Consider the following 20,058-nt stretch of genomic DNA (forward strand, 5'->3'; position numbering starts at 1 on the left):
GCGCCGTGGCCAGGCGCGGCTCGCCGGGCGATGCGGTGCATCGGCCAACAGCCGCAACACCGCCACGGCGCAAAAGAACCTTAGCCTTCGGTGGGCCAAATCGGCCCACCGGGTTCGTTGCGGCGCTCGCCCGATATCCCGCATCGCGCGTCGCGGCCCACGCCTGCCCGGATGAACCGATTTGGCCCATCAAATTGATTCCCTATAACCATGAACCGCTCTAGTCGAGCTCCCATCGGAAGACTCTTTCGTTGACCCCACCGATATCCTTGAGTGTCAATTCGACGGCTTTCGGCTTTCCCGCCGGTAGGGGAAACTGCAGAGTTCCCTTGCGGTGGTGACCGCCGGGCGGGTCGCCTTGCCAGGAAACCGGTTCGTAGCGAGCCCCGCCATCGTCGGTCAGGACGGCCGCCTGGGCGAGGTCGGTATCCAAGGGCTTGGTATGGGTGTCCATGACCACCTCGAACTCCCAAACGGTCGCGCTTGAATCGGCGGGTTTTGGCGTCACTTCAACACGCACGCCCGCAGCCTCGCTCGTACGAGCTTCAAGCTCGGCAGCGCCAGCCGCTTGCGTGAAGGAAACGGACGCGAACCAGAAAGCCATGGCGCCGATGACGAACAGTGACTTCGACGTTTTCATGCATGACTCCCGAGGAAGTGCCGTCTGCCGACGGAGACCTTGTGGCCGATATAGGCCAGGCCGGCGGCATTGAATGCCAGGCCGACCCAGAAAATCTCGACCTGATACTGGCTGATCAGCGTCACGGCTCCCCCCACTCCGATGATGGGCAGGATATTGGCGAGATAGTGGGAGCAGCAGGCCAGCATTGCCGCCGACGAAGTCGTGCCCGACGCGGCGGCCACGCTGCGGCAGTGCTCGTGGTTGAGCGCCAACTGCTTGAGATAGGTGTAGAGACCGAGCTGGGCGCCGAATCCGGCGGCCAGAGGCAACAAATAATACCAGAAATCCTTGAATTGAACGACGGTGAAACTCCAACCCGACAGCAGGGTCAGCACACCGAAATAGACCGCGAGAAGAGCACCGAATGCGAGCGTGCCCACGGCTATGGGTCTGGTCATGGCGTCCTTCATGTGTGCGCCGAGTCCTTCCGTCGCCGAATTAGGGGGAAATGGCGCGATCGGGCATAAACGGCGAACTTGGTAGCGGTATTGACCGACATTCCCCGTATGAACGTCGGTTCCGGGCATCAAGCTAACAATTTGGGCGCACGGCGACAATAGCGAGCACGCCGGGAGAGGGGGGCAGAAAAGAAAACGCCGCCGGAGGCCTCCGGCGGCGTTCGTCATCAGTCGATCAACCGTGCTGCGTCAGGCGAGCTGAATGTTCGTCGCCTGCTTGCCGCGACCGCGCGGATCGTCCTCGATCTCGAAGGTGACCTTCTGGCCGTCGTCGAGAGCCGGCAGGCCGGAACGCTCGAGCGCGGTGATATGGACGAACACGTCCTTATCGCCACCGTCGGGCGCGATGAAGCCGAAGCCGCGCGCGTGGTTGAAGAATTTGACTGTGCCAGTATGGCGCATGACTTACATCCTTTCCTGGATGGTGCGTGTGTTCAGCCGGTCGTTCTGGGCCGCACGCTTCGACCCGGCAACTTCGATATCGGGAAAGGACGTCAGGCCAAATTCAGGCGAGAGCTCTCTTGATCCAATAGTCAAAGGGCGCACCCTACCGCAGGATGCACCGGCTTCGAAAAATATGGCCTCTTGCTACGCGTTTGACAAGAAAAAATCGCTTTCACCTAAGACCGCCGCAGCTTAACCGTTCGCCGGTCGCATGGTTCCCGATGACCAGGCCCTAGCCCGGAATTCTCACCAGGGACATGGCCTGCGCCGGCTCGAAGGCGTTGACTGAGCAGGAGAACGGCGATGGGCGATGCTGGGACATCGGTCGAGCCGTTCGACGCACTGCGTCGGCGCCTGCGGCCGGCCCTCCGGGTTGCGTTTCGGCGGGCACCTGCGGTGTCGGACGGCTCAACCGTATGACCCGATACGCTTTTCGCCGTCCTCCTGGCATCTGCCACGCCGAAACAGCAACGCAGACCGTGTCCATGGTGAGAAATCCGGGCTAGCCGGACGGTAGAAGCAGCGCGCCCTGCATGACAGCCGGCTGCGTCACCGCGGTCAGCACCAGCCACGCATAGACGAGGGTCGCCGCCCAACCTATGGCGAACAACAGCGTGCGCGTGCCCCACACCCGGGTAACCTGCGCGAAGGGATGCACGAGCCGCGCCCAGAAGAAGACGGCCGCGCAGGTCGCCGTCGTCGCCGTGTGCAGGCCGATGATCTCGCCGACGACGACGATGGCGGCGAAGGGTGCGAAATTCTCGACCAGATTGTAGTGGGCGCCTTTGAGCCGCTTGGCCCAGTCGGGCATCTTGTCCTCGTCCCGGTAGGAGAGAGCGGTGACCAGCCCGAGTTGGGCGATCTGGGCGAGGATGTAGGGGATCCACATCACCAGCAGCAGCAATGCGGTGTAAAGCAGATATCGCAGTTCGATCGAAAGCGCGTATTCCATCACAGGCCCTCCCTGTTGCTTGCGCCGGCGGCGATTCGGTAGCGGGCGGATATTACGCTCGAACCGGAGGCAAGGCTAACGCCCCGTCTGCCACCGCCGAACGTCGCGCCAGGCGCCGCCCCTCGGGTGCTTGGCGAGAATCTCGAGCGCCGCGTGGCACTTCACCGGCGGCGCGGCGAAGGGCCGGCGCTTGACGCCCGCTCGGAAGCGGGATTAGCGTTCCTCCTCGCGAAAAGGCCCCGATGGCCTTGACCGGCCGCTAGGCCGGCGGTGTACGAAGAGGGAGTGGCCGCCATGCGCCGCTTGCCGTTCGGTGATTTTCCATCCCGTAATCCGTTATTTTCATTTGCCGCACCGGGGCGCTTCGTGCTGGGCGGGGCCGTCGCGCTGATGCTCGCCGCGCCCGGCGCGGCGCAGGCTCAGGAGGCCGGCACCTGGCGCGGCATCGTCGACCAGCCGGGCAGCGGCACCTACGACGTGATCATGGAGCTCGACGGCAGCGGCGGCGGGAGCACCGACTATCCCGCGCTCGCCTGTTCCGGCTCGCTATCGGGCGGCCCGGGCAGCTACCACGAGACCATCGTCACCAACCGCGCCGTGGAAGGCCAGGCAGGCGGCTGCATCGACGGCGACATCTCCGTCTCGGTTTCCGGCGACACGATGAGCTGGTACTGGAGCGGAAGCTGGCAGGGCGAGCCCTATACCGCCTCGGCGGTGCTGCGGCGGGAGGGCGGCGGCGACGCGCAGGCCTGCGACGTTTGCGGGCGGGCGCTGTCGGCCGATGTCGGCTTTGGCCTCGGCTCCTCGGCGATGCTGCGCACCTATGTGCAGCAGTCGCTGGGCAAGTATGCCAATTGCGTCCGGAGCACGGCGAGCGGCTGCGCCGACAGCTGCTGGCGCGGCAATCTGGCGGACCTTCTGCCGAACTGCGAGACCTTCGACGACAATGGCCACCGCGCCTGCGTCAATCAGACGGTCGAGGGCGCCAACGCCAACTGTCAGTAGGCTGGTTTCCGGGGCCGGCCCGCTTGCCTGCGGCGGAAGGAGCTATTTTTTCTTCAATCGCTCTGAAAACGCCGCCATGTCGATCACCACCCGCTCGTGGCGGCCGCGGCCGATCTCCTCGCGTTCGTCGCGGGCGGTGACGGCGAAGCTGATGCGCCGGCCGTCGATGCCGGTCACCCGCGCCTCGGCGATGACGCGCCGGCCCTCCGGCGTGGCGGCGAGGTGGGCGACGTCGACATGGGTGCCGACGCAGCTCTCGCTCGCCTCCAGATAGGGGCGCACCGCTTCCAGCGCCGCGTTCTCCATCAGCAAGATCATGATCGGCGTCGCCAGCACCGGCGGCAGGATGGCACTCTTGACGGTGGAGGCAAGATGCTCCGGGCCAACGACGATCTCGCTCCTGCCCTTGGCGCCGACGGGAATGGGCCGCATGGCGGGCCTCCTGGTGTCGTATGGCTCGGCGCGATGATGGGCCACGCGGGCGGCGAGGGGAAGGGATAAGGCACCGTTCGTCACTCGGGCGGGCGCGTTCAACCGCGAGGCGAATGTTCGTGAGGGGGGGGGAGCAGCCCTCCCTTCGTCATTGTCCGCGAAGTGTTCGGTCCGGAGACATGGTTGACAGCTGTTCGGGGACATCGCTGACACGTTGATTGTTGTCCTTGGCTCACATGTTCAGGTCAATGGTCGAGATGCGCGTGGCGCCGAAGAAGATGCCGTAGCGGCCGTCTTGGCCGCGCGGGCGGATGGCGACGCTTTATCCGTTAAAGTCCTGCGCATACTTCCACAGGCGGTTCTTGAAGCTGACATAGCTCTTGGTCGTTCCCACCCGGGGCACGACGAAGGGGGGTTAGCGGTTGCCTCACCGCTTCTGCTTGTACGCCCTCGTCCCCGGCCGGCCGCCGCGGGACGATGCGGCGCGGGGTTTCTTTTCGCTCACGGGCAGGCGGGCTGCGCCCGCGCCCTCCGTGGGGGCGGCCTTTCGGCCGGCGCCCGAATCTTCGCTTTCTTGGCGCGCTTGCCTCGCTGCGCTCGGATTGGCGCGGTCGTCGCGATATTCCTGCCTGGCCAGCGGGTCGTCGGCGACCATGAGCTCGGTCGCTTCCAGGCGGCGGATCTCGTCGCGCAGGCGGGCGGCCTCCTCGAACTCCAGATTGCCGGCGGCGTCGCGCATGCGTTTTTCCAGATCGGCGATGTGGGCCTTGAGATTGTGGCCGACCAGCGCCCCGTCCTCGGCGAAGCCGGCGCCGACCGTGACATGGTCCTGCTCGTAGACGGAGCCCATGATGTCGCCGATGTTCTTGCGGATGCTCTCCGGCGTGATGCCGTTCGCCTCGTTGAAGGCTCTTTGCTTCTCGCGCCTGCGGTCGGTTTCCGCGATGGCGCGCTCCATGGAGCCGGTGACCGTATCGGCATAGAGGATGACGCGTCCGTCGACATTGCGCGCCGCCCGGCCGATGGTCTGGATGAGAGAGGTCTCGGAGCGCAAAAAACCCTCCTTGTCGGCGTCGAGAATGGCGACCATCGCACATTCGGGAATGTCGAGGCCCTCGCGCAGCAGGTTGATGCCGACCAGCGCGTCGAAGGTGCCGAGCCGCAGGTCGCGGATGATCTCGATGCGCTCCAGCGTCTCGATGTCGGAATGCATGTAGCGCACGCGGATGCCCTGCTCGTGCAGATATTCGGTGAGGTCCTCGGCCATGCGTTTCGTGAGCACGGTGACCAGCGCCCGGTAGCCGGCCGCCGCCACCTGGCGCAGCTCGGCGAGCAGGTCGTCGACCTGGGAGCGGGCAGGCCGCACCTCGCAGGGCGGGTCGATGAGGCCGGTCGGCCGGATCACCTGCTCGGTGAAAACGCCGCCGGTCTGTTGCATCTCCCAGCCGCCGGGCGTCGCCGAGACGCAGACGGTCTGCGGCCGCATCGCGTCCCACTCCTCGAAGCGCAAGGGCCGGTTGTCCATGCACGACGGCAGCCTGAAGCCATATTCGGCGAGCGTCGCCTTGCGGCGGAAGTCGCCGCGGAACATGCCGCCGAGCTGCGGGATGGTGACGTGGCTCTCGTCGACGAAGACCAGCGCCTCGTCGGGCAGATATTCGAACAGGGTCGGCGGCGGCTCGCCGGGCGCCCGGCCGGTGAGGTAGCGGGAATAGTTCTCGATGCCGGCGCAGGAGCCGGTCGCCTGCATCATCTCCAGGTCGAAGATTGTGCGCTGCTCGAGCCGCTGCGCCTCCAGGAGCCGCCCCGCGCGGTTGAGCTCGTCGAGGCGCACCCTCAGCTCCACCTTGATGCCCTTGATGGCCTGGTTCAGCGTCGGGCGCGGGGTGACGTAATGCGAGTTGGCGTAGACCTTGATCCGGTCGAGGCTGTCGGTCTTCTTGCCGGTCAGCGGGTCGAACTCGTCGATCGCCTCGACCTCGTCGCCGAACAGCGAGACGCGCCAGGCGCGGTCCTCCAGATGCGCCGGAAACAGCTCCACCGTGTCGCCGCGCACCCGGAAGGTGCCGCGCTGGAAATCGGAATCGTTGCGCCGGTAGTGCAGGGCGACGAGGTCGGCGAGGAGCTGGCGCTGGGCGATGCGCTCGGCCTTCTTCAGCGCGAAGGTCATCGCCGTATAGGTCTCCACCGAGCCGATGCCGTAGATGCAGGAGACCGAGGCGACGATGATCACGTCGTCGCGCTCCAAGAGCGCCCGGGTGGCCGAGTGGCGCATCCGGTCGATCTGTTCGTTGATGGAGGATTCCTTCTCGATATAGGTGTCGGTGCGGGGCACATAGGCCTCGGGCTGGTAATAGTCGTAATAGGAAACGAAATACTCGACCGCGTTTTCCGGGAAAAAGGCCTTGAACTCGCCATAGAGCTGGGCAGCGAGCGTCTTGTTCGGCGCCAGCACCAGGGCCGGGCGCTGGGTCGCGGCGATCACCTTGGCCATGGTGAAGGTTTTTCCGGAGCCGGTGACGCCGAGCAGCACCTGGTCGCGCTCCTGTGCCTTGACGCCGGCGACCAGTTCTTCGATTGCCTGCGGCTGGTCGCCGCGCGGCTCATAGTCGGCGGTCAGGGTGAAGGCGATGCCGCCCTCGCTCTTTTCCGGCCTGGGCGGGCGGTGCGGCGTCCACGGCTTGCCGGCGAATTCCGGCCGTCCGCCCTCGAGCAGGTTCTTCAGCGATTCGATGGTTGCAACCGCCCCTTCGCCGCGTAGCGGCGCGGGGGCCGAGCCTTCCGCCGGCAGGTCGGCCGGGGCGTCGGAAACGCGGGAAGCCTTGCCGCTCTTCAGGAAATCGGGCTTGCGCGGCTTTTTCGAGATGTCGGGCAGGAGCGCGTCGAGGTCGAACGGCTCGCCCTCATAGGGCGCCTGCGGACGTTCGGAAAAGCCGGCCTGTTTCTTGCGCGGGGGCATGGGGCGAATATGGCGCGGCGGGCCGGATGAGGGAAGGGGGCCGCGCCGCCCCTGCCGCGGTCAGCGCTCGTGCCAATCGCCGAGTCCGTCGTCGGACGTCCAGCGTTCCTCGCCACCGCCAGATTGGTGCTGCCAGTCGGAAGCCTTGTCGGAACCCCGGTCGTGTCCTCCGTCATGGTTGAAGCGATGCTCGGAGGGCCGCCGCGGCTTGCGGGGAGCGCGGCGCGGCTCCCGCTCGTTGTCGAACGCGAACCGGCCAAAGGAAAAGTCGAAATAGAGCTCGGGTGCAGCAGGCTCCGGATAATAGTAGCCGGGCGGTTCGACGCCGGCGAGGTAACGGCAGAAGACCCAGCCGCGATAGCCGGCCCATTCGACCTCGCACCAGCCGCCCGAATAGCCGATGAGCTCGACCCAGCCGCCGCCGGGAATCACCATAATCGGTGCGTAGCCGACGCCCGGGCCGGTGCGCAGATTGAGACCTGCGGTAACACGCAAGCTTTCCGCTTCCGCGCGCGCCGGCAGCATCAGCCCGGCGATCAGCGCGGCGACGGCAACCATCAGACGAACGGACATTTCTGTCTCCTTCGAGTTGACGACCGGACCCGCCCCCAAGAATATGGGGCCAAGACGCCGGCTCTAAAAGGGGGCCGCGCGCGCCTCAGGGCAACGAGCGCATGGCCTCAGCGGTCATAGTCGTGACCGCCGGGACCGCGAAAAGGCCAAGGAAACTCCGGCGCTCGGTCGCGGCGATAATCCCGGCGCGGCGGCACCCTGTAATGCGGGCGATAGTGCCGGTCCCGGTCATGATCGAAAATCCACGGCCCCAGGAAGAAGTCGAAAAAGACGCGGGGGCTGCGGTCGGGATAATAATAGCCGCCGGCCAGATAGCGGCAGGCGACCCAGCCCCGATAGCCGGCCCAGCTGACGTCGCACCAGTTGCCCGAACGGCCGATGAGATCGACCCAGCCGCCGCCGGGAATGACCGTGATGCGTGCGTAGCTGGCGCCGGGGCCGGTGCGTAGATTGAGACCTGTCGTGACGCGCATGCTCGCCGCGTCTGCGCTCGCCGGCAGCATCAGCCCGGCGATGAACGCCGCAATGATCATCATAGCGGGAGGGGACATTTCAACCTCCTCTCAACCTCCTCGGATTGACTGCTCAGGCCCCCACTTACCGATGTGGCGACGGACGGCCGCGAGTGACAGGGCCGCCGACGGGTCATTTCGTCGCGCCGTTCACTTGTGTGGTAAAATTTTATCCTTGTCGCCGCATCGTCGCCGGCGGTCGCGGTGGCGTCCACGATCAAGAGGGAACCGCAATGCCCATCAATCCGTTCCGCCCCGCGGCGACGCCGCGCTGTTTCGCCTTGATGGCCGCCGCAGGCGCCGCCGCGCTCGCTCTTTCCGCCGCCGCCCACGCCCAGGACAACGCCTACGAATTCATCGCGCCGCCGTCGAAGGCGTCCAACGCCATCTACGCTCTGAACAACCGGACCGGGGAGATCCGCGGCTGCATCTACCAGCGTGTCGAGGGGCAGACGATCGGCGAGGCCGTCTGCTACGAGTCGGGCAGCGGCGCCAGCGCGCAGGGCGAGGCGGCTTACGGCCTGTATGCCAACAATCTGGAAAAGGAGGGCGGCGTCATCCGCGTCAATTTCGCCACCGGCGCCGTCGCCTATTGCTGGATCGACTTCAAGGGCGAGCAGACGGTGTGCACCGAGCAGGCCGAGTAATCTTCCCGCTCCCCCGGACGCGGCGCCTGCCATGATGTCATTCTGCCGCGATGGCAATGTCCAAGAGCCGCGCTAAGATGGCCGGCGGCCCGCGCGGGCCGAACGCGTCGAGAAAGCCGGGGAGGGGATAGCGATGAACGACACCGTCAAATATCTGTTGCCGGAAGACCGCATTCCGCGGGCCTGGTACAACATCATGGCGGACCTGCCCGAGCCGCCGCCGCCGGTGCTGCACCCGGGCACCGGAAAGCCCGTCGGCCCCGACGATCTGGCGCCACTGTTCCCCATGCAGCTGATCATGCAGGAGGTCTCCGCCGAGCCCGAGATCGAAATCCCTGGCCCGGTGCGCGAGGTCTTGAAGCTGTGGCGACCGTCTCCCCTGATCCGCGCCCGCAGACTGGAAAAGGCCCTCGATACGCCGGCCAAGATCTACTTCAAATATGAGGGGGTCAGCCCGACCGGCAGCCACAAGCCGAACACCGCCGTGGCCCAGGCCTACTACAACAAGGAGGCCGGCGTCGCCAAGCTCTCGACCGAGACCGGCGCCGGCCAGTGGGGCTCCTCGCTCGCCTTCGCGGGCCACCTGTTCGGCCTTGAGGTCAAGGTCTACATGGTCCGCGTCAGCTACGAGCAGAAGCCCTATCGCCGCGCCCTGATGGAGGCCTATGGCGCGACCTGCATCCCGAGCCCGAGCGAGGAGACCGCGTCCGGCCGCGCCATCCTCGCCGAACACCCGGATTCCCCCGGCAGCCTTGGCATCGCCATTTCCGAAGCCGTCGAGGTGGCGGCGCAGAACGACGACACCAAATATTCGCTCGGCAGCGTGCTCAACCACGTGCTGTTGCACCAGACGGTGATCGGCATCGAGGCGCTGGAGCAGATGGAAATGGCCGGTGACTGGCCGGACATCGTCATCGGCTGCGCCGGCGGCGGCTCGAACTTCTCCGGCCTCAGCCTGCCGTTCGTCGGCAAGAAGATCCGCGAGAAATTGGACACGCGGATCATCGCCGCCGAGCCCGCCGCCTGCCCGACGCTGACGCGGGGCACCTACGCTTACGATTTCGGCGACACGGCGCATCTCACCCCGCTGGTGAAGATGCACACGCTGGGCTCGACCTTCATCCCGCCTGGCTTCCACGCCGGCGGCCTGCGCTATCACGGCATGTCGCCGATCGTCAGCCACCTGCTGCAGCTCGGCCTGATCGAGGCCAAGGCGGTGCGCCAGATCCCGTGCTTCGAGGCCGGCGTCACCTTCGCCCGCACCGAGGGCATCATCCCGGCGCCGGAATCGACCCACGCGGTGCGCGTCGCCATGGACGAGGCGCTGGCCTGCAAGAAGACGGGAAAAAGCCGCACGATCCTGTTCAACCTCTCCGGCCACGGCCATTTCGACATGCAGGCCTATGCCGACTATTTTGCCGGCGTTCTGGAAGACCGCGACTATGACGAGGCATCGCTGGCCGCCGCGCTGGCGGCCCTGCCTAAGGTCGCCGCCGCGGAGTAACGACCGGGCAGCGCGACCAATAACTTGCTCTTCGCTACCGGCGCGTGCAGGATTGGACGATTGCGCGGTCGGGGCAACAATGGGGCACCGTTCGGTTACAGGGTCCCGGACGACCGGATCGGTTACCAAACGGGGAGGAGAGAGCAGACATGCATAAGCCCAAACTCGCCGCGCTTGGCGGAGCGCTGGCGGTGCTTGCGCTGATGAGCGCGGCTTCATGCAGCACCATGGACAGCGATACGGAGACCAGGCGGGTCATACCCTTGGCCTTCGCGGGCCCGTCCAGCTATGCCGCCTTGTCGGGGATCAAGGGCAAGGCGGTGGTGCTGGAGCCGTTCGCCGAGGACCTGGCGGTGGAGCGGATCAGCTGGCGCCGGGTCGGCATCCTGTCCTGCTTCATGCAGGTCCAAAAGCGGGCGCCGGAAAACCTGGACCGAGTCGCCATCGACAAGTCCGAGCAGTGCGAAGGCGCCGAGGGCGACGAAAGCCCGGTCAAGAGCGTCGGCGAGCTCAACGCGGCGTTCGCGCCGACCATGCGGGTGATCACGGCGCTGCGCGCGTGCTTCCCGGCGAAGGGCAAAGGGCTGCGGCTGGCCGCGCTCGAGGTCGAGATTACCGAGCTCAAGCCGGACGGCAGCATTTCGGCGCCGCAGACCGGCAAGGAGGAGCGTTTCGGCAACGGCTTCGACGATTGCGGCCAGCTTGCCGATTGGTCGCGCTGCCCACCGGGTCAGGTCGGCAACGGCGTGCGCACCCATTTCAACAAGGCGCTCGGCAGCCACTTCATCGTCGGCCTCGAGCTGCGCTGCCGGGCGCTGGTTCCCTCGCGCGCCGCGCAATAGGAGTGTTGCCGGAACCCCTTCGATCGGCGGATTCTCGGCCGCATCCGGCCTCGGAGACTCGTTTGACCGGTTCATGCCGCTTCGGCGATACCGGGCGGAGGGAGCGGAGCGGCCTCTGCCTGCGACAAGGTGCACCATCAAAGCGTCCAATTCTCGTGATCTAGATCAAGGATCAGAAAGATTCCTCCGCCCAAGCTGCGATGCGGTTGGCCCGACCGGGACTGAGCGGCGCCCAATTCGGCTATCCCCCTCCCGTCGAGCGCCATTAGAAGATTGGAGATTGGCATGAATGGAAAATATCTGACGCGAGCGATATTGGCGTCTTCACTCGGCTTGGGCGCTGCGGCGGCGATCGTGTTCGCCGGGCCGTCTTCGGCCGTTGCCGCGCCTCCGGCCGACTGGAGCGCCGTTCCGACGCAGACCGTCAAGCTCTTCTTCGCCGGACAGAGCAGCTATCAGTGGTTGCGCTCCGGGGAGCATCCCGGCGCGGCCCTGGTCAAGACGGGCGGCGCCTGCCTGACTTGCCACAAGGACCAGGAAGAGAAGATGGGCGCGAACATCGTCGGCGGCGGCAAGTTCAAGCTTGAGCCAAACCCGATCTCGGGCAAGAACGGCACGGTGGATCTCGCCGTCCAGGCCGCATACGACGCCGACAACCTCTATATGCGCTTCCAGTGGAAGACCAACATGGACCGCGCCGGACAGATGCATGATTATATGCGCTTCGACGGCGAGAAATGGAGCTTTTACGGCGGACCGCGCTCGGCGGAAAGAGTGACCAGTGGAAAGCAGCCGCCGCTCTATGAAGACCGGCTCGCCATCATGATCGACGACGGCTCGGTGCCGACATTCAAGGAGCAGGGCTGCTGGCTGACCTGCCATCGCGGCATGCGCGACATGCCCGATATGGCGACAAAGGAGCAGCTTAAGCCAAATCCCGTCCTCGGCGACGCCGGGCTGAAGCAATCCGACGTGCGCAAGTTCCTGCCGTCCTCGCGCACCGACGAGCTGGCGAGCTGGGAGAAGACCAAGTCCGCCGAGGAGATCGCCCAGATCAAGGCGGCCGGCGGCTTCCTCGACCTGATGCAATGGCGCGCGGCCCGCAGCAACCCGGTCGGCATGGCCGATGACGGCTACGTGCTCGAATACCGGCTGTTCGACGCCGGCAAGAACCCCTTCAGCGGGAACGTCGATAGCAAGACCATGACCCCGAAATACATGTTCGACGCAAGCAAGGTCGGCGTGAAGTCGCTCACCGTCGCCGATATTGGCGACCCGTCCAAGCCCGTTGCCATGATTCGCGAGGAAAACGCGGTTCCTTACGATCCCAATGCGGGCTGGAAGGCGGACGACGTGCTCCCCGGCCGGCTCCTGAGCCGCGCCGACGCCACGGGCTCGGCCGCCGACAACGATCAGGTCGAGGGCGAGTGGAAGGACGGCGTCTGGACGGTCGTGTTCACCCGCAAGCTGAACACCGGAAATCCGGAAGACGACAAGATCCTCGAGGAGGGCAAGGCATACACGGTAGGGTTTGCCGTCCATGACGACAATGTCACGACGCGGTTCCACCTGGTGGGCTTTCCGCGCTCGCTCGGTCTTGGCACCAAGGCGGACATCGAGGCGACCAAGCTTCCGTAGCGGGCCTGATTAGCGCCCTCGGGAGGCGGCCCCGGTCCCTTGGGACCTCGGCGCCGGCCTGATACAAGACCAGAAACGCGGGGAGGCACTTGCCGATTGAAGGCGGTGCCTCCCCGTTTTTCATGGTTCGCCCGGCATGGGCCGGCGATGCCTCTTGCAGGCCCATGCTTGCCTACGGCCGCACCGGAAGCTCCGATGCGGCCCTGTCGGATCCTGCTGCTACAGCCCCTTCGCCAGGCAGCCGGCGGCGAGCACGATATAGGCGATGATCGCCACCCAGAACGCATATGGCGTGACGATCGGAATTGCCGTGAAGACCCCGATCACCGCCAGCACGGCAATCACCAGTGAAACGATAAACACGGGCTGTGTGGGTGCGCTCAAATTCATGACTCTTCCCCCCTCATGGTTGGCGTCCAGTCATTGAACGCAGATTCTATACGAAAGTCCGGTGCGAGGCCAGTGCGCGGCCGCCGCGGCGCACCCCGCCATAGTCCGCTCGGGCGCAGGGCGTCGGTCTGCCGGGGCAAGAAGACTGTCCGCGCCCCATGGTCGACGGCCAGCATTCTTGACCTGGGTCATTGCAGGGCTTCCGCATTCGGTTCATGTGTAATTCGCTGGATGCCCGGCTCGGCCACGCCGCTCGGTGAAGAGCGGCGGCATTCTGTCTCAAGTAAGTCCTGCACATGGCCGCGGGCATCGGCGATCAAGCAACCCGAATCAGAGTTGGACTCCGAAAGGAGGCAACGATGCTAGTGAAAGAGGTGATGACTTCCAAGGTGCAGTCGGTCTCGCCCGAGCAGTCCATTCAGGAATGCGCCCGGAAGATGCGCGACTTGAACATCGGCTCCCTGCCGGTGAGCGAGAAGGGTCAGATGATCGGGATGATTACCGACCGCGATATCTGCTGTCGTGCCGTGGCCGACGGTCGCGACCTGGCGAAGACCAAAGCGGCCGACATCATGTCGAAGGACGTCACATGGTGCTTCGACGATCAGGAGTGCGCCGACGCCGCCCATCTCATGGAGGACAAACACATCCGCCGCCTGACGGTGCTGAACCGCGACAAGGCGCCGGTGGGATTCCTCTCTGTCGATGATTTGGCGCGCTGCTCCCACGATCTCGCTGGCGGCGTGCTGGAGTCGGCCATAGGGCCTGCTCACTGAACCTGGCGACGTCTCGCTGCGGGCGGCGACGCGATGCCTTGTCGCCGCCCTTTGCATGTGGCCGCCGCCCCGTCCGTTTTCCCCAACGCCTCATCGCTTCTTTGGCTTTCGCGCCGGGCGGCGTAAGCTTGCCGTCATGAGCACCGATCAGACGGTACAGGACGAGCTTTTCCCCGACTATGAGACGACGGAGCCGCTGGCCGAGGCGGGCGCCCATTGGAGCCTGTTCCTGCCGGCGATCTTGGTCGGCGCGCTCTACGGCGCCGGCTGGCTGGGGCTCGACGTCACGGGCCGCGGCGGCGGCGCGCTGGCGCGGCTGGTGTTTCTGGTGCTGGTGGCGGCCCCGCCGCTGTTGCTCGGCCACGCCTTTCTGCGCTTCTATTCGGCCGGCGTCGTGGTCACCGCGGAGCACATTCTGGTGGCCCGCGGCTGGCCGCACCAGACCGCCGAGCGGATCCCGCTCTCCGAGGTCGAGTCGGTTTCCGTGCGCGCCTCGCTGCTTTCCCGCCTGCTTGGCTCCGGAAGCCTGCACATCCGCCTTTGGGACGGGCGCGATGTCGATGCCCGCGACCTCGCCTGGCCGCAGGACATCGTCGAGGCCCTGAACGGCCGGCTGCACGTCGTTCCACGTGATTAGGCGAGGGCTTCGGCCTCGCGGCGCACGCGGAAGGCGGGGCTCGTCTCTTCGAGCGCGACGTCGGACCGGCGCACGATCTCGCCCGCCTTGACCGCGCGCTTGAGCTTAACGCCATGAGCAAAGCCGATCGGCAGGGCGCCGATGTCGAGGCTGCGCCGCGCCGGCAGGAGCTTGCCCCACACCGTATAGCCGCCCTCGCCGTCGAGCCTCTCGCCGGCCTTCAGGTCACGCTTGGCGACCGCCGCCACGTCGGCGCGAAAGCCGTCGGGCGCCCCCGTCGGCTCGCCTCTGAAGGCGGCGTTGAGGACCGAAACCGCAAGCTCGAGGCCGATCAGATGGTAGGGCTTGAACATGGCGGCGAACTGGCCGGAAGGGTCGGTGCGAAGCCCGTACTCGCGAAAGCAGGCGGCGGCATAGGCGTTCGGCGCGCGAAACACGCAATAGACGCCCCAGCGCAGGTCGTGCGCAACTGGCGCGCCGTCGTGCTTGAGCGAGGAGACGACTTCGACCATGCCGTCGCCTTCCAGCACCCCGCCTTGCTGGCGCGGACGCAGCACGCTCGCCAGCTCGTCGGCGCCGCAGGGCGGGAAACCGAGCCCGTCGGCCGGCGGCGCGAGGCCGGTTGCGTTGGCGATCGCCGCCATCTCGATCGCCGACTTGGTGCCGTCGAGGAAGGAATTGAACATTTGCGGGTTCATGCCGACGGCCCGCGCCTCATCGGCGCTGAGGCCGTAATGGTCCCACACCTCGTCCGGGGTGACGGCGTGATATTGCGGCAGATATTTGGTGCCCTTGCCGGCGGCGACCACGTGAAAGCCGCAGGCCCGCGCCCAGTCGACCATCTCGCAGACCAGCGCCGGCTGGTCGCCATAGGCGAGCGAATAGACGCTGCCGGCCATTCGCGCCCGGGCGGCGAGCGCCGGGCCTGCGAGGCAATCGGCCTCGACATTGACCATGACGATGTGCTTGACCGCGGCGATGGCCGAAAGGGCATGGTCGATGCCGGCGATCGGATCTCCGGTCGACTCGATGACCACGTCGACGTCGCCTCGCGCGATCAGCGCTTCGCCGCTGTCGGTGAATGCGACCTTTTGGCTCAACTCCGCCGGCCAGCCGACTGCGGCGCAGGCCTGCCTTGCACGCTCGGGATCGAGATCGGCGATGGCGGTGACCGAAAGCCCCGGTGTCGAAGGCACTTGGGACAGAAACATGGCACCGAACTTGCCGGCGCCGATCAGGCCGGCGCGCACCGGGCGGCCCTCCTCGGCGCGTGCCAAGAGCTTCTTGTAAAGGTTCATGGGGGCCTCCCGCCCTTGCGCGCGGACGCTCGCGGAACTAGGGTCCGCGCGTCCGAATGAACGAGGCAAACCATGGTCCTTCTTTCCAGTTCACTCAAGAGGATCAAGCCGTCGGCGACGATCGCGGTGACCAACAAGGCGCGCGAGCTGAAGGCGGCCGGGCGCGACGTGATCGGGCTCGGCGCCGGCGAGCCCGACTTCGACACGCCCGACAATGTCAAGGAGGCGGCGATCGCGGCAATCAGGGCGGGGCATACCAAATACACCGCCGTCGACGGCATCCCGGAGCTGAAGCAGGCGATCTGCGCCAAGTTCAAGCGCGAGAACGGCCTCGCCTACAAGCCATCGCAGATCAGCGTCGGCGCCGGCGGCAAGCAGGTGCTCTACAACGCCCTGATGGCGACCCTCGATCCGGGCGACGAGGTGATCATTCCGGCGCCCTACTGGGTCAGCTATCCGGACATGGTGGCGCTCGCCGGCGGCACGCCGGTTTCCGTCGAGGCCGGCATCGAGACCGGCTTCAAGCTGACGCCGCAGGCGCTTGATCGGGCAATCGCGCCGCGGACCAAGTGGCTGATCCTCAACTCGCCGTCGAACCCGTCGGGCGCCGCCTATACGCGCGACGAGCTCAAGGCGCTGACCGACATGTTGGTAAATCATGAGCATGTGTGGGTCATGACCGACGACATGTACGAGCATCTGACCTATGACGGCTTCGAGTTCGCTACCGTCGCCGAGGTGGAGCCGAAGCTCTACGAGCGCACGCTCACCGTCAACGGCGTCTCCAAGGCCTATGCGATGACCGGCTGGCGCATCGGCTATGCCGGCGGGCCGGAGCCGCTGATCAAGGCGATGGCGACGATCCAGTCGCAGTCGACCTCGAACCCGTCGTCGATCTCGCAATGGGCGGCGGTCGAGGCGCTGAACGGCCCGCAGGGCTTCATTCCGGAGCGGGCCGCGACGTTCAAGCAACGTCGCGACCTGGTCGTGTCGATGCTGAACCAGGCGAGCGGCCTCGACTGTCCGACGCCGGAGGGCGCCTTTTACGTCTATCCCTCCTGCGCCGGCGCCATCGGCAGGAAGACGGCCGCCGGCGCGGTTCTTAAGACCGACGAGGATTTCGTCACCGCGCTGCTCGAGGAGGAAGGCGTCGCCGTCGTGCAGGGCGCGGCGTTCGGACTGTCGCCGCACTTCCGCGTCTCCTACGCCACCTCGACGGAAGCGCTCGAAGAGGCCTGCCGGCGCATCCAGCGCTTCTGCGGCAATTTGCGTTAGCGTCTTGAGATTCCTATCTATCGTGGCGGAACCGCTTTAACGGTTCCGGCGTTAGGGGTTGACGGGCCGCAACGGCGCGGCGCCTGCAGGCGCGCCACAAACGGCGCAAACCGATGGCGGCCGCGCCGCGGCAACACAAAAGGAGGATTGGGCATGAAACGGATGATAGCCACCACGGCGGCCGGCCTTTTCGCCGCGCTCGCGGCCATCGGCGCCGCCAATGCCGCCTCGCGCGTCGAGGTCGGCCTGCTGAACTGCAGCGTTGCCGGCGGCACCGGCTTCATTTTCGGTTCCAGCAAGTCGATGAATTGCGTGTTCAAGCATGTCGATGGCAGTACGGAAAACTATTCCGGCGAGATCAACAAATGGGGCATCGACATTGGCAGGACCGAGCAGGCCGATATCGTCTGGGCGGTGCTGGCGCCCTCGCGCGACATTCCCCCGGGCGCGCTGGCCGGCCGCTATGCGGGCCTTTCCGCGGAGGCGACTGCCGGCGTCGGCATCGGCGCCAACGCCATGGTCGGCGGCTTCGAGAAGTCGATCGCCCTGCAGCCTTTCAGCGTCCAGGCTCAGAAGGGGCTGAACATCGCCGCCGGCGTCGGCGGCATGGAGCTGTGGGTCCAATAGGCCCTCGCCCGAGGCTCTGAACCGCCAGGGACGGGACCCGGGGCTTGCTGTCGGGTCCCCCCCCCGCGGCGTTTCGCCCCGGTGCGCTCCTCGCGGGCCACGCGGCGCGGTTTCCCCTTGCATCGGCGGGCGATGCTTGGGACCATGCCGGTCACGCCGGGGCGCCCGCTTCCTCGCAACGGATCCGTTCGCGTCGCCGGCGGCGGTTGGTGAATGCGGGAGGTGAAGATGGGTGACTCCAGCGGGGGACCAGGCCGGGGCCCGAGATGCATCGCGCTCGTGGGCCCCTATCTCAGCGGAAAGACGACACTGCTTGAGGCCATTCTGGCGCGCACCGGCGTCGTCAGCCGTCAGGGCAAGGTGACCGAGAAGAACACCGTCGGCGACGCCTCGCCGGAGGCGCGCGGCCACGGCATGAGTGTCGAGGTCAATGCGGCGACGACGGACTTCCTCGGCGATCGTTACACCTTCATCGATTGTCCCGGCTCGATCGAATTCCTCGGCGAATCCACCGCCGTGCTGCCCGGCGTCGATGCCGCGGTCGTGGTCTGCGAGCCGGACGAGAAGAAGATCCCTGCCCTGCAGCTGATCCTCAAGCAGCTCGAGGATATGGGCATCCCGCGCTTCCTGTTCCTCAACAAGATCGACAAGGCCGAGGCGCGGGTCCGCGACGTGTTGTCGATCCTGCAGCCGGCCAGCGCCACGCCACTGGTGCTGCGTCAGGTCCCGATCTGGGAGAACGATATCGTCACCGGCTTCATCGATCTGGCGCTCGACCGCGCCTATGTCTATCGCGAGCATGCGCCGAGCGAGGTGGTGGGCGTACCGGACGAGCTCAACGGCCGCCGCGACGAGGCGCGCTATTCGATGCTGGAGAGACTCGCCGATTATGACGACGAGCTGATGGAGCAGCTCCTGGAGGACATCGAGCCGCCGCGCGACAAGATATTCGAGGATTTGGGCAAGGAGTTGGCCGACGGCGTCATTGTGCCGGTGCTCATCGGCTCGGCGGAAAACGGCAACGGCATCCTGCGGCTCCTGAAGGCGCTGCGCCACGAGGCGCCGGGGGTGGCGGCCACGGTTGAGCGCCTCGGCGCGGTCGAGGGCGCCGGCGCCAGCGCCCAGGTGCTGAAGACTTTCCACACGGCCCATGGCGGCAAGCTGTCGCTGGTGCGGGTGCTCTCCGGCAAGATCGCCGACGGCGCCGTGCTTTACGGCGCCAAGGGCGATGACGAGCGCGTCGCCGGCGTCTTCACGCTGATGGGCCAGGAGCCGAAGAAGCAGAACGACGCAGCTGCCGGCGATACGGTGGCGCTCGGCCGGCTGGAAAGCATCGCCACCGGCGAGACTCTGTCGAGCGAAAAGGGCACGCCGAAGCAGCTCGTGGCCCTCGAGCTGCCGGAGCCGGTCTACGGCATGGCGCTTGCCGCGCGCGAGCGCAAGGACGAGGTCAAGCTGACGGGGGCGCTGGCCAAGATCATGGAGGAGGACCCGTCGATCGCGCTGGAGCACAACCAGACCTCGCACGAGATGGTGGTGTGGGGGCAGGGCGAGATGCATCTGCGCGTGGCGCTCGAGCGGCTGACCGGCAAATACGGCATTGCCGTCGATTCGCGGCGGCCGAAGGTCGGCTATCTGGAGACCATCCGCAAGCCGATCACCCAGCGCGGCCGGCACAAGAAGCAGTCCGGCGGCCACGGCCAGTTCGGCGACGTGGTGATCGAAATCAAGCCGTTGCCGCGTGGCGGCGGCTTCGTGTTCTCGGACAAGATCACCGGCGGCGTGGTGCCGAAGCAATACATCTCCTCGGTGGAAGCCGGCGTGCGCGACTATCTGGACCGCGGTCCGCTCGGCTTTCCGGTGGTCGACGTCGCGGTGACGCTGATCGACGGCTCCTACCACTCGGTCGATTCCTCCGACATGGCGTTCCGCACCGCCGGTCGCATCGGCATGTCCGAAGGCATGCCGCAATGCGCGCCGGTGCTGCTCGAGCCGATCCTGGCGGTGGAGATCAACGTGCCGTCCGAGGCGACCGCCAAGATCAATGGCATCATCTCGCAGCGGCGCGGTCAGATCCTCGGCTTCGACGCGCGCCCGGGCTGGAACGGCTGGGACAGCGTGCAGGCGCATATGCCGGCGGCCGAGATGCACGATCTGATCGTCGAGTTGCGCTCGGCCACCGCTGGCGTCGGCACCTACACCTTCAAGTTCGACCATCTTTCCGAGCTGACCGGAAAGCTTGCCGAACAGGTACTGGCGGAGAGCAAGGCCGAGGCGGCCTGATCGACTTCTCCCCCTTGCGGGCAAGGGGATTGTTGCATCGGGCTGGGACGCGAAGGCCTAGAGCGGTTCATGGTTATAGGGAACCATTTGACCGGGATGATTTTGCGCCGTGGCCAGGCGCGGC

20 protein-coding genes and 1 pseudogene are annotated in these 20,058 nt (G+C 66.3%); 10 read left to right on the plus strand and 11 right to left on the minus strand.

The annotated features are described in order from the left end of the window. Positions 1–220 precede the first annotated feature (220 nt). The 4 genes from Q8P46_11095 to Q8P46_11110 form a co-directional block, all read right to left on the minus strand. A complete protein-coding gene (locus Q8P46_11095) occupies positions 221–640 on the minus strand; it encodes a hypothetical protein (protein ID MDP2620700.1) in 420 nt (139 codons plus the stop codon). Then, positions 637–1,080, minus strand: a complete 444-nt coding sequence (locus tag Q8P46_11100; GenBank protein MDP2620701.1) for a hypothetical protein — start codon at positions 1,078–1,080, stop codon at positions 637–639. Before Q8P46_11100 ends, Q8P46_11095 begins: the two co-directional genes overlap by 4 nt. Before the next feature lie 249 nt (positions 1,081–1,329). Continuing rightward, the gene (locus tag Q8P46_11105) at positions 1,330–1,542 is read right to left on the minus strand and encodes a cold-shock protein (protein MDP2620702.1); all 213 of its coding nucleotides are present in this window, start codon (positions 1,540–1,542) and stop codon (positions 1,330–1,332) included. A gap of 544 nt (positions 1,543–2,086) precedes the next feature. Then, the gene (locus tag Q8P46_11110) at positions 2,087–2,536 is read right to left on the minus strand and encodes an MAPEG family protein (protein MDP2620703.1); all 450 of its coding nucleotides are present in this window, start codon (positions 2,534–2,536) and stop codon (positions 2,087–2,089) included. 366 nt (positions 2,537–2,902) lie between these two features. Here Q8P46_11110 and Q8P46_11115 point away from each other — a divergent pair, with 366 nt between their 5' ends. Further along, positions 2,903–3,541, plus strand: coding sequence for a hypothetical protein (locus Q8P46_11115; protein ID MDP2620704.1), 639 nt, complete (start codon positions 2,903–2,905; stop codon positions 3,539–3,541). 42 nt (positions 3,542–3,583) lie between these two features. Here the strand turns inward: Q8P46_11115 and Q8P46_11120 are convergent, their stop codons facing one another. The 5 genes and pseudogenes from Q8P46_11120 to Q8P46_11140 form a co-directional block, all read right to left on the minus strand. Beyond that, the gene (locus Q8P46_11120; protein ID MDP2620705.1) at positions 3,584–3,973 is read right to left on the minus strand and encodes a thioesterase family protein; all 390 of its coding nucleotides are present in this window, start codon (positions 3,971–3,973) and stop codon (positions 3,584–3,586) included. 232 nt (positions 3,974–4,205) lie between these two features. Beyond that, positions 4,206–4,376, minus strand: a pseudogene (locus tag Q8P46_11125) (IS481 family transposase). A 24-nt stretch (positions 4,377–4,400) separates the two neighbouring features. Then, a complete protein-coding gene (uvrB, locus tag Q8P46_11130; GenBank protein ID MDP2620706.1) occupies positions 4,401–6,932 on the minus strand; it encodes an excinuclease ABC subunit UvrB in 2,532 nt (843 codons plus the stop codon). A 60-nt stretch (positions 6,933–6,992) separates the two neighbouring features. Further along, a complete protein-coding gene (locus Q8P46_11135; protein ID MDP2620707.1) occupies positions 6,993–7,505 on the minus strand; it encodes an SH3 domain-containing protein in 513 nt (170 codons plus the stop codon). Positions 7,506–7,612: 107 nt separating this feature from the next. Further along, positions 7,613–8,056 (minus strand): SH3 domain-containing protein, encoded by a 444-nt coding sequence (locus tag Q8P46_11140; protein MDP2620708.1) that lies wholly within the window; start codon positions 8,054–8,056, stop codon positions 7,613–7,615. 194 nt (positions 8,057–8,250) lie between these two features. Here Q8P46_11140 and Q8P46_11145 point away from each other — a divergent pair, with 194 nt between their 5' ends. The 4 genes from Q8P46_11145 (at position 8,251) to Q8P46_11160 (ending at position 12,648) form a co-directional block, all read left to right on the plus strand. Further along, positions 8,251–8,664 carry a hypothetical protein gene (locus Q8P46_11145; protein ID MDP2620709.1) on the plus strand — a complete coding sequence of 138 codons (414 nt, stop codon included), beginning with the start codon at positions 8,251–8,253 and terminating at the stop codon, positions 8,662–8,664. Positions 8,665–8,797: 133 nt separating this feature from the next. After that, a complete protein-coding gene (locus Q8P46_11150) occupies positions 8,798–10,168 on the plus strand; it encodes a TrpB-like pyridoxal phosphate-dependent enzyme (protein ID MDP2620710.1) in 1,371 nt (456 codons plus the stop codon). A gap of 149 nt (positions 10,169–10,317) precedes the next feature. Beyond that, positions 10,318–11,010, plus strand: coding sequence for a hypothetical protein (locus Q8P46_11155; GenBank protein ID MDP2620711.1), 693 nt, complete (start codon positions 10,318–10,320; stop codon positions 11,008–11,010). 285 nt (positions 11,011–11,295) lie between these two features. Beyond that, positions 11,296–12,648: an ethylbenzene dehydrogenase-related protein gene (locus tag Q8P46_11160; protein MDP2620712.1), complete on the plus strand. Its 1,353-nt coding sequence runs from the start codon at positions 11,296–11,298 to the stop codon at positions 12,646–12,648. Positions 12,649–12,867: 219 nt separating this feature from the next. On the opposite strand, the gene Q8P46_11165 is transcribed toward Q8P46_11160, so the two are convergent. Further along, entirely contained in the window at positions 12,868–13,038 is a 171-nt protein-coding gene (locus Q8P46_11165) for a hypothetical protein (GenBank protein MDP2620713.1), read from the minus strand. Positions 13,039–13,403: 365 nt separating this feature from the next. Here Q8P46_11165 and Q8P46_11170 point away from each other — a divergent pair, with 365 nt between their 5' ends. After that, positions 13,404–13,814, plus strand: coding sequence for a CBS domain-containing protein (locus tag Q8P46_11170; protein ID MDP2620714.1), 411 nt, complete (start codon positions 13,404–13,406; stop codon positions 13,812–13,814). Between the two features lie 136 nt (positions 13,815–13,950). Beyond that, positions 13,951–14,451, plus strand: coding sequence for a PH domain-containing protein (locus Q8P46_11175; GenBank protein ID MDP2620715.1), 501 nt, complete (start codon positions 13,951–13,953; stop codon positions 14,449–14,451). On the opposite strand, the gene Q8P46_11180 is transcribed toward Q8P46_11175, so the two are convergent. Then, positions 14,448–15,749, minus strand: a complete 1,302-nt coding sequence (locus Q8P46_11180; GenBank protein ID MDP2620716.1) for an SAF domain-containing protein — start codon at positions 15,747–15,749, stop codon at positions 14,448–14,450. The two genes, Q8P46_11175 and Q8P46_11180, sit on opposite strands and share 4 nt — an antisense overlap. 72 nt (positions 15,750–15,821) lie before the next feature. Here Q8P46_11180 and Q8P46_11185 point away from each other — a divergent pair, with 72 nt between their 5' ends. From Q8P46_11185 to Q8P46_11195, 3 genes are all read left to right on the plus strand, one after another. Continuing rightward, positions 15,822–17,024 carry a pyridoxal phosphate-dependent aminotransferase gene (locus tag Q8P46_11185; GenBank protein ID MDP2620717.1) on the plus strand — a complete coding sequence of 401 codons (1,203 nt, stop codon included), beginning with the start codon at positions 15,822–15,824 and terminating at the stop codon, positions 17,022–17,024. A gap of 153 nt (positions 17,025–17,177) precedes the next feature. Then, positions 17,178–17,651: a DUF992 domain-containing protein gene (locus Q8P46_11190; GenBank protein MDP2620718.1), complete on the plus strand. Its 474-nt coding sequence runs from the start codon at positions 17,178–17,180 to the stop codon at positions 17,649–17,651. Positions 17,652–17,879: 228 nt separating this feature from the next. Continuing rightward, complete coding sequence (locus Q8P46_11195) at positions 17,880–19,934, plus strand: elongation factor G (GenBank protein ID MDP2620719.1); 2,055 nt, start codon at positions 17,880–17,882, stop codon at positions 19,932–19,934. Positions 19,935–20,058 lie beyond the last annotated feature (124 nt).

This window comes from Hyphomicrobiales bacterium (assembly GCA_030688605.1).
Lineage (GTDB): Bacteria > Pseudomonadota > Alphaproteobacteria > Rhizobiales > NORP267 > JAUYJB01.

Coding starts and splice junctions, on each gene's coding strand:
- Q8P46_11145 (MDP2620709.1), top strand. CDS start 8,251: ATGCCCATCAATCCGTTCCGCCCCGCGGCGACGCCGCGCTGTTTCGCC.
- Q8P46_11120 (MDP2620705.1), bottom strand. CDS start 3,973: ATGCGGCCCATTCCCGTCGGCGCCAAGGGCAGGAGCGAGATCGTCGTT.
- Q8P46_11135 (MDP2620707.1), bottom strand. CDS start 7,505: ATGTCCGTTCGTCTGATGGTTGCCGTCGCCGCGCTGATCGCCGGGCTG.
- Q8P46_11095 (MDP2620700.1), bottom strand. CDS start 640: ATGAAAACGTCGAAGTCACTGTTCGTCATCGGCGCCATGGCTTTCTGG.
- Q8P46_11175 (MDP2620715.1), top strand. CDS start 13,951: ATGAGCACCGATCAGACGGTACAGGACGAGCTTTTCCCCGACTATGAG.
- Q8P46_11155 (MDP2620711.1), top strand. CDS start 10,318: ATGCATAAGCCCAAACTCGCCGCGCTTGGCGGAGCGCTGGCGGTGCTT.
- Q8P46_11185 (MDP2620717.1), top strand. CDS start 15,822: ATGGTCCTTCTTTCCAGTTCACTCAAGAGGATCAAGCCGTCGGCGACG.
- Q8P46_11190 (MDP2620718.1), top strand. CDS start 17,178: ATGAAACGGATGATAGCCACCACGGCGGCCGGCCTTTTCGCCGCGCTC.
- uvrB (MDP2620706.1), bottom strand. CDS start 6,932: ATGCCCCCGCGCAAGAAACAGGCCGGCTTTTCCGAACGTCCGCAGGCG.
- Q8P46_11195 (MDP2620719.1), top strand. CDS start 17,880: ATGGGTGACTCCAGCGGGGGACCAGGCCGGGGCCCGAGATGCATCGCG.
- Q8P46_11110 (MDP2620703.1), bottom strand. CDS start 2,536: ATGGAATACGCGCTTTCGATCGAACTGCGATATCTGCTTTACACCGCA.
- Q8P46_11150 (MDP2620710.1), top strand. CDS start 8,798: ATGAACGACACCGTCAAATATCTGTTGCCGGAAGACCGCATTCCGCGG.
- Q8P46_11160 (MDP2620712.1), top strand. CDS start 11,296: ATGAATGGAAAATATCTGACGCGAGCGATATTGGCGTCTTCACTCGGC.
- Q8P46_11165 (MDP2620713.1), bottom strand. CDS start 13,038: ATGAATTTGAGCGCACCCACACAGCCCGTGTTTATCGTTTCACTGGTG.
- Q8P46_11105 (MDP2620702.1), bottom strand. CDS start 1,542: ATGCGCCATACTGGCACAGTCAAATTCTTCAACCACGCGCGCGGCTTC.
- Q8P46_11140 (MDP2620708.1), bottom strand. CDS start 8,056: ATGTCCCCTCCCGCTATGATGATCATTGCGGCGTTCATCGCCGGGCTG.
- Q8P46_11100 (MDP2620701.1), bottom strand. CDS start 1,080: ATGACCAGACCCATAGCCGTGGGCACGCTCGCATTCGGTGCTCTTCTC.
- Q8P46_11180 (MDP2620716.1), bottom strand. CDS start 15,749: ATGAACCTTTACAAGAAGCTCTTGGCACGCGCCGAGGAGGGCCGCCCG.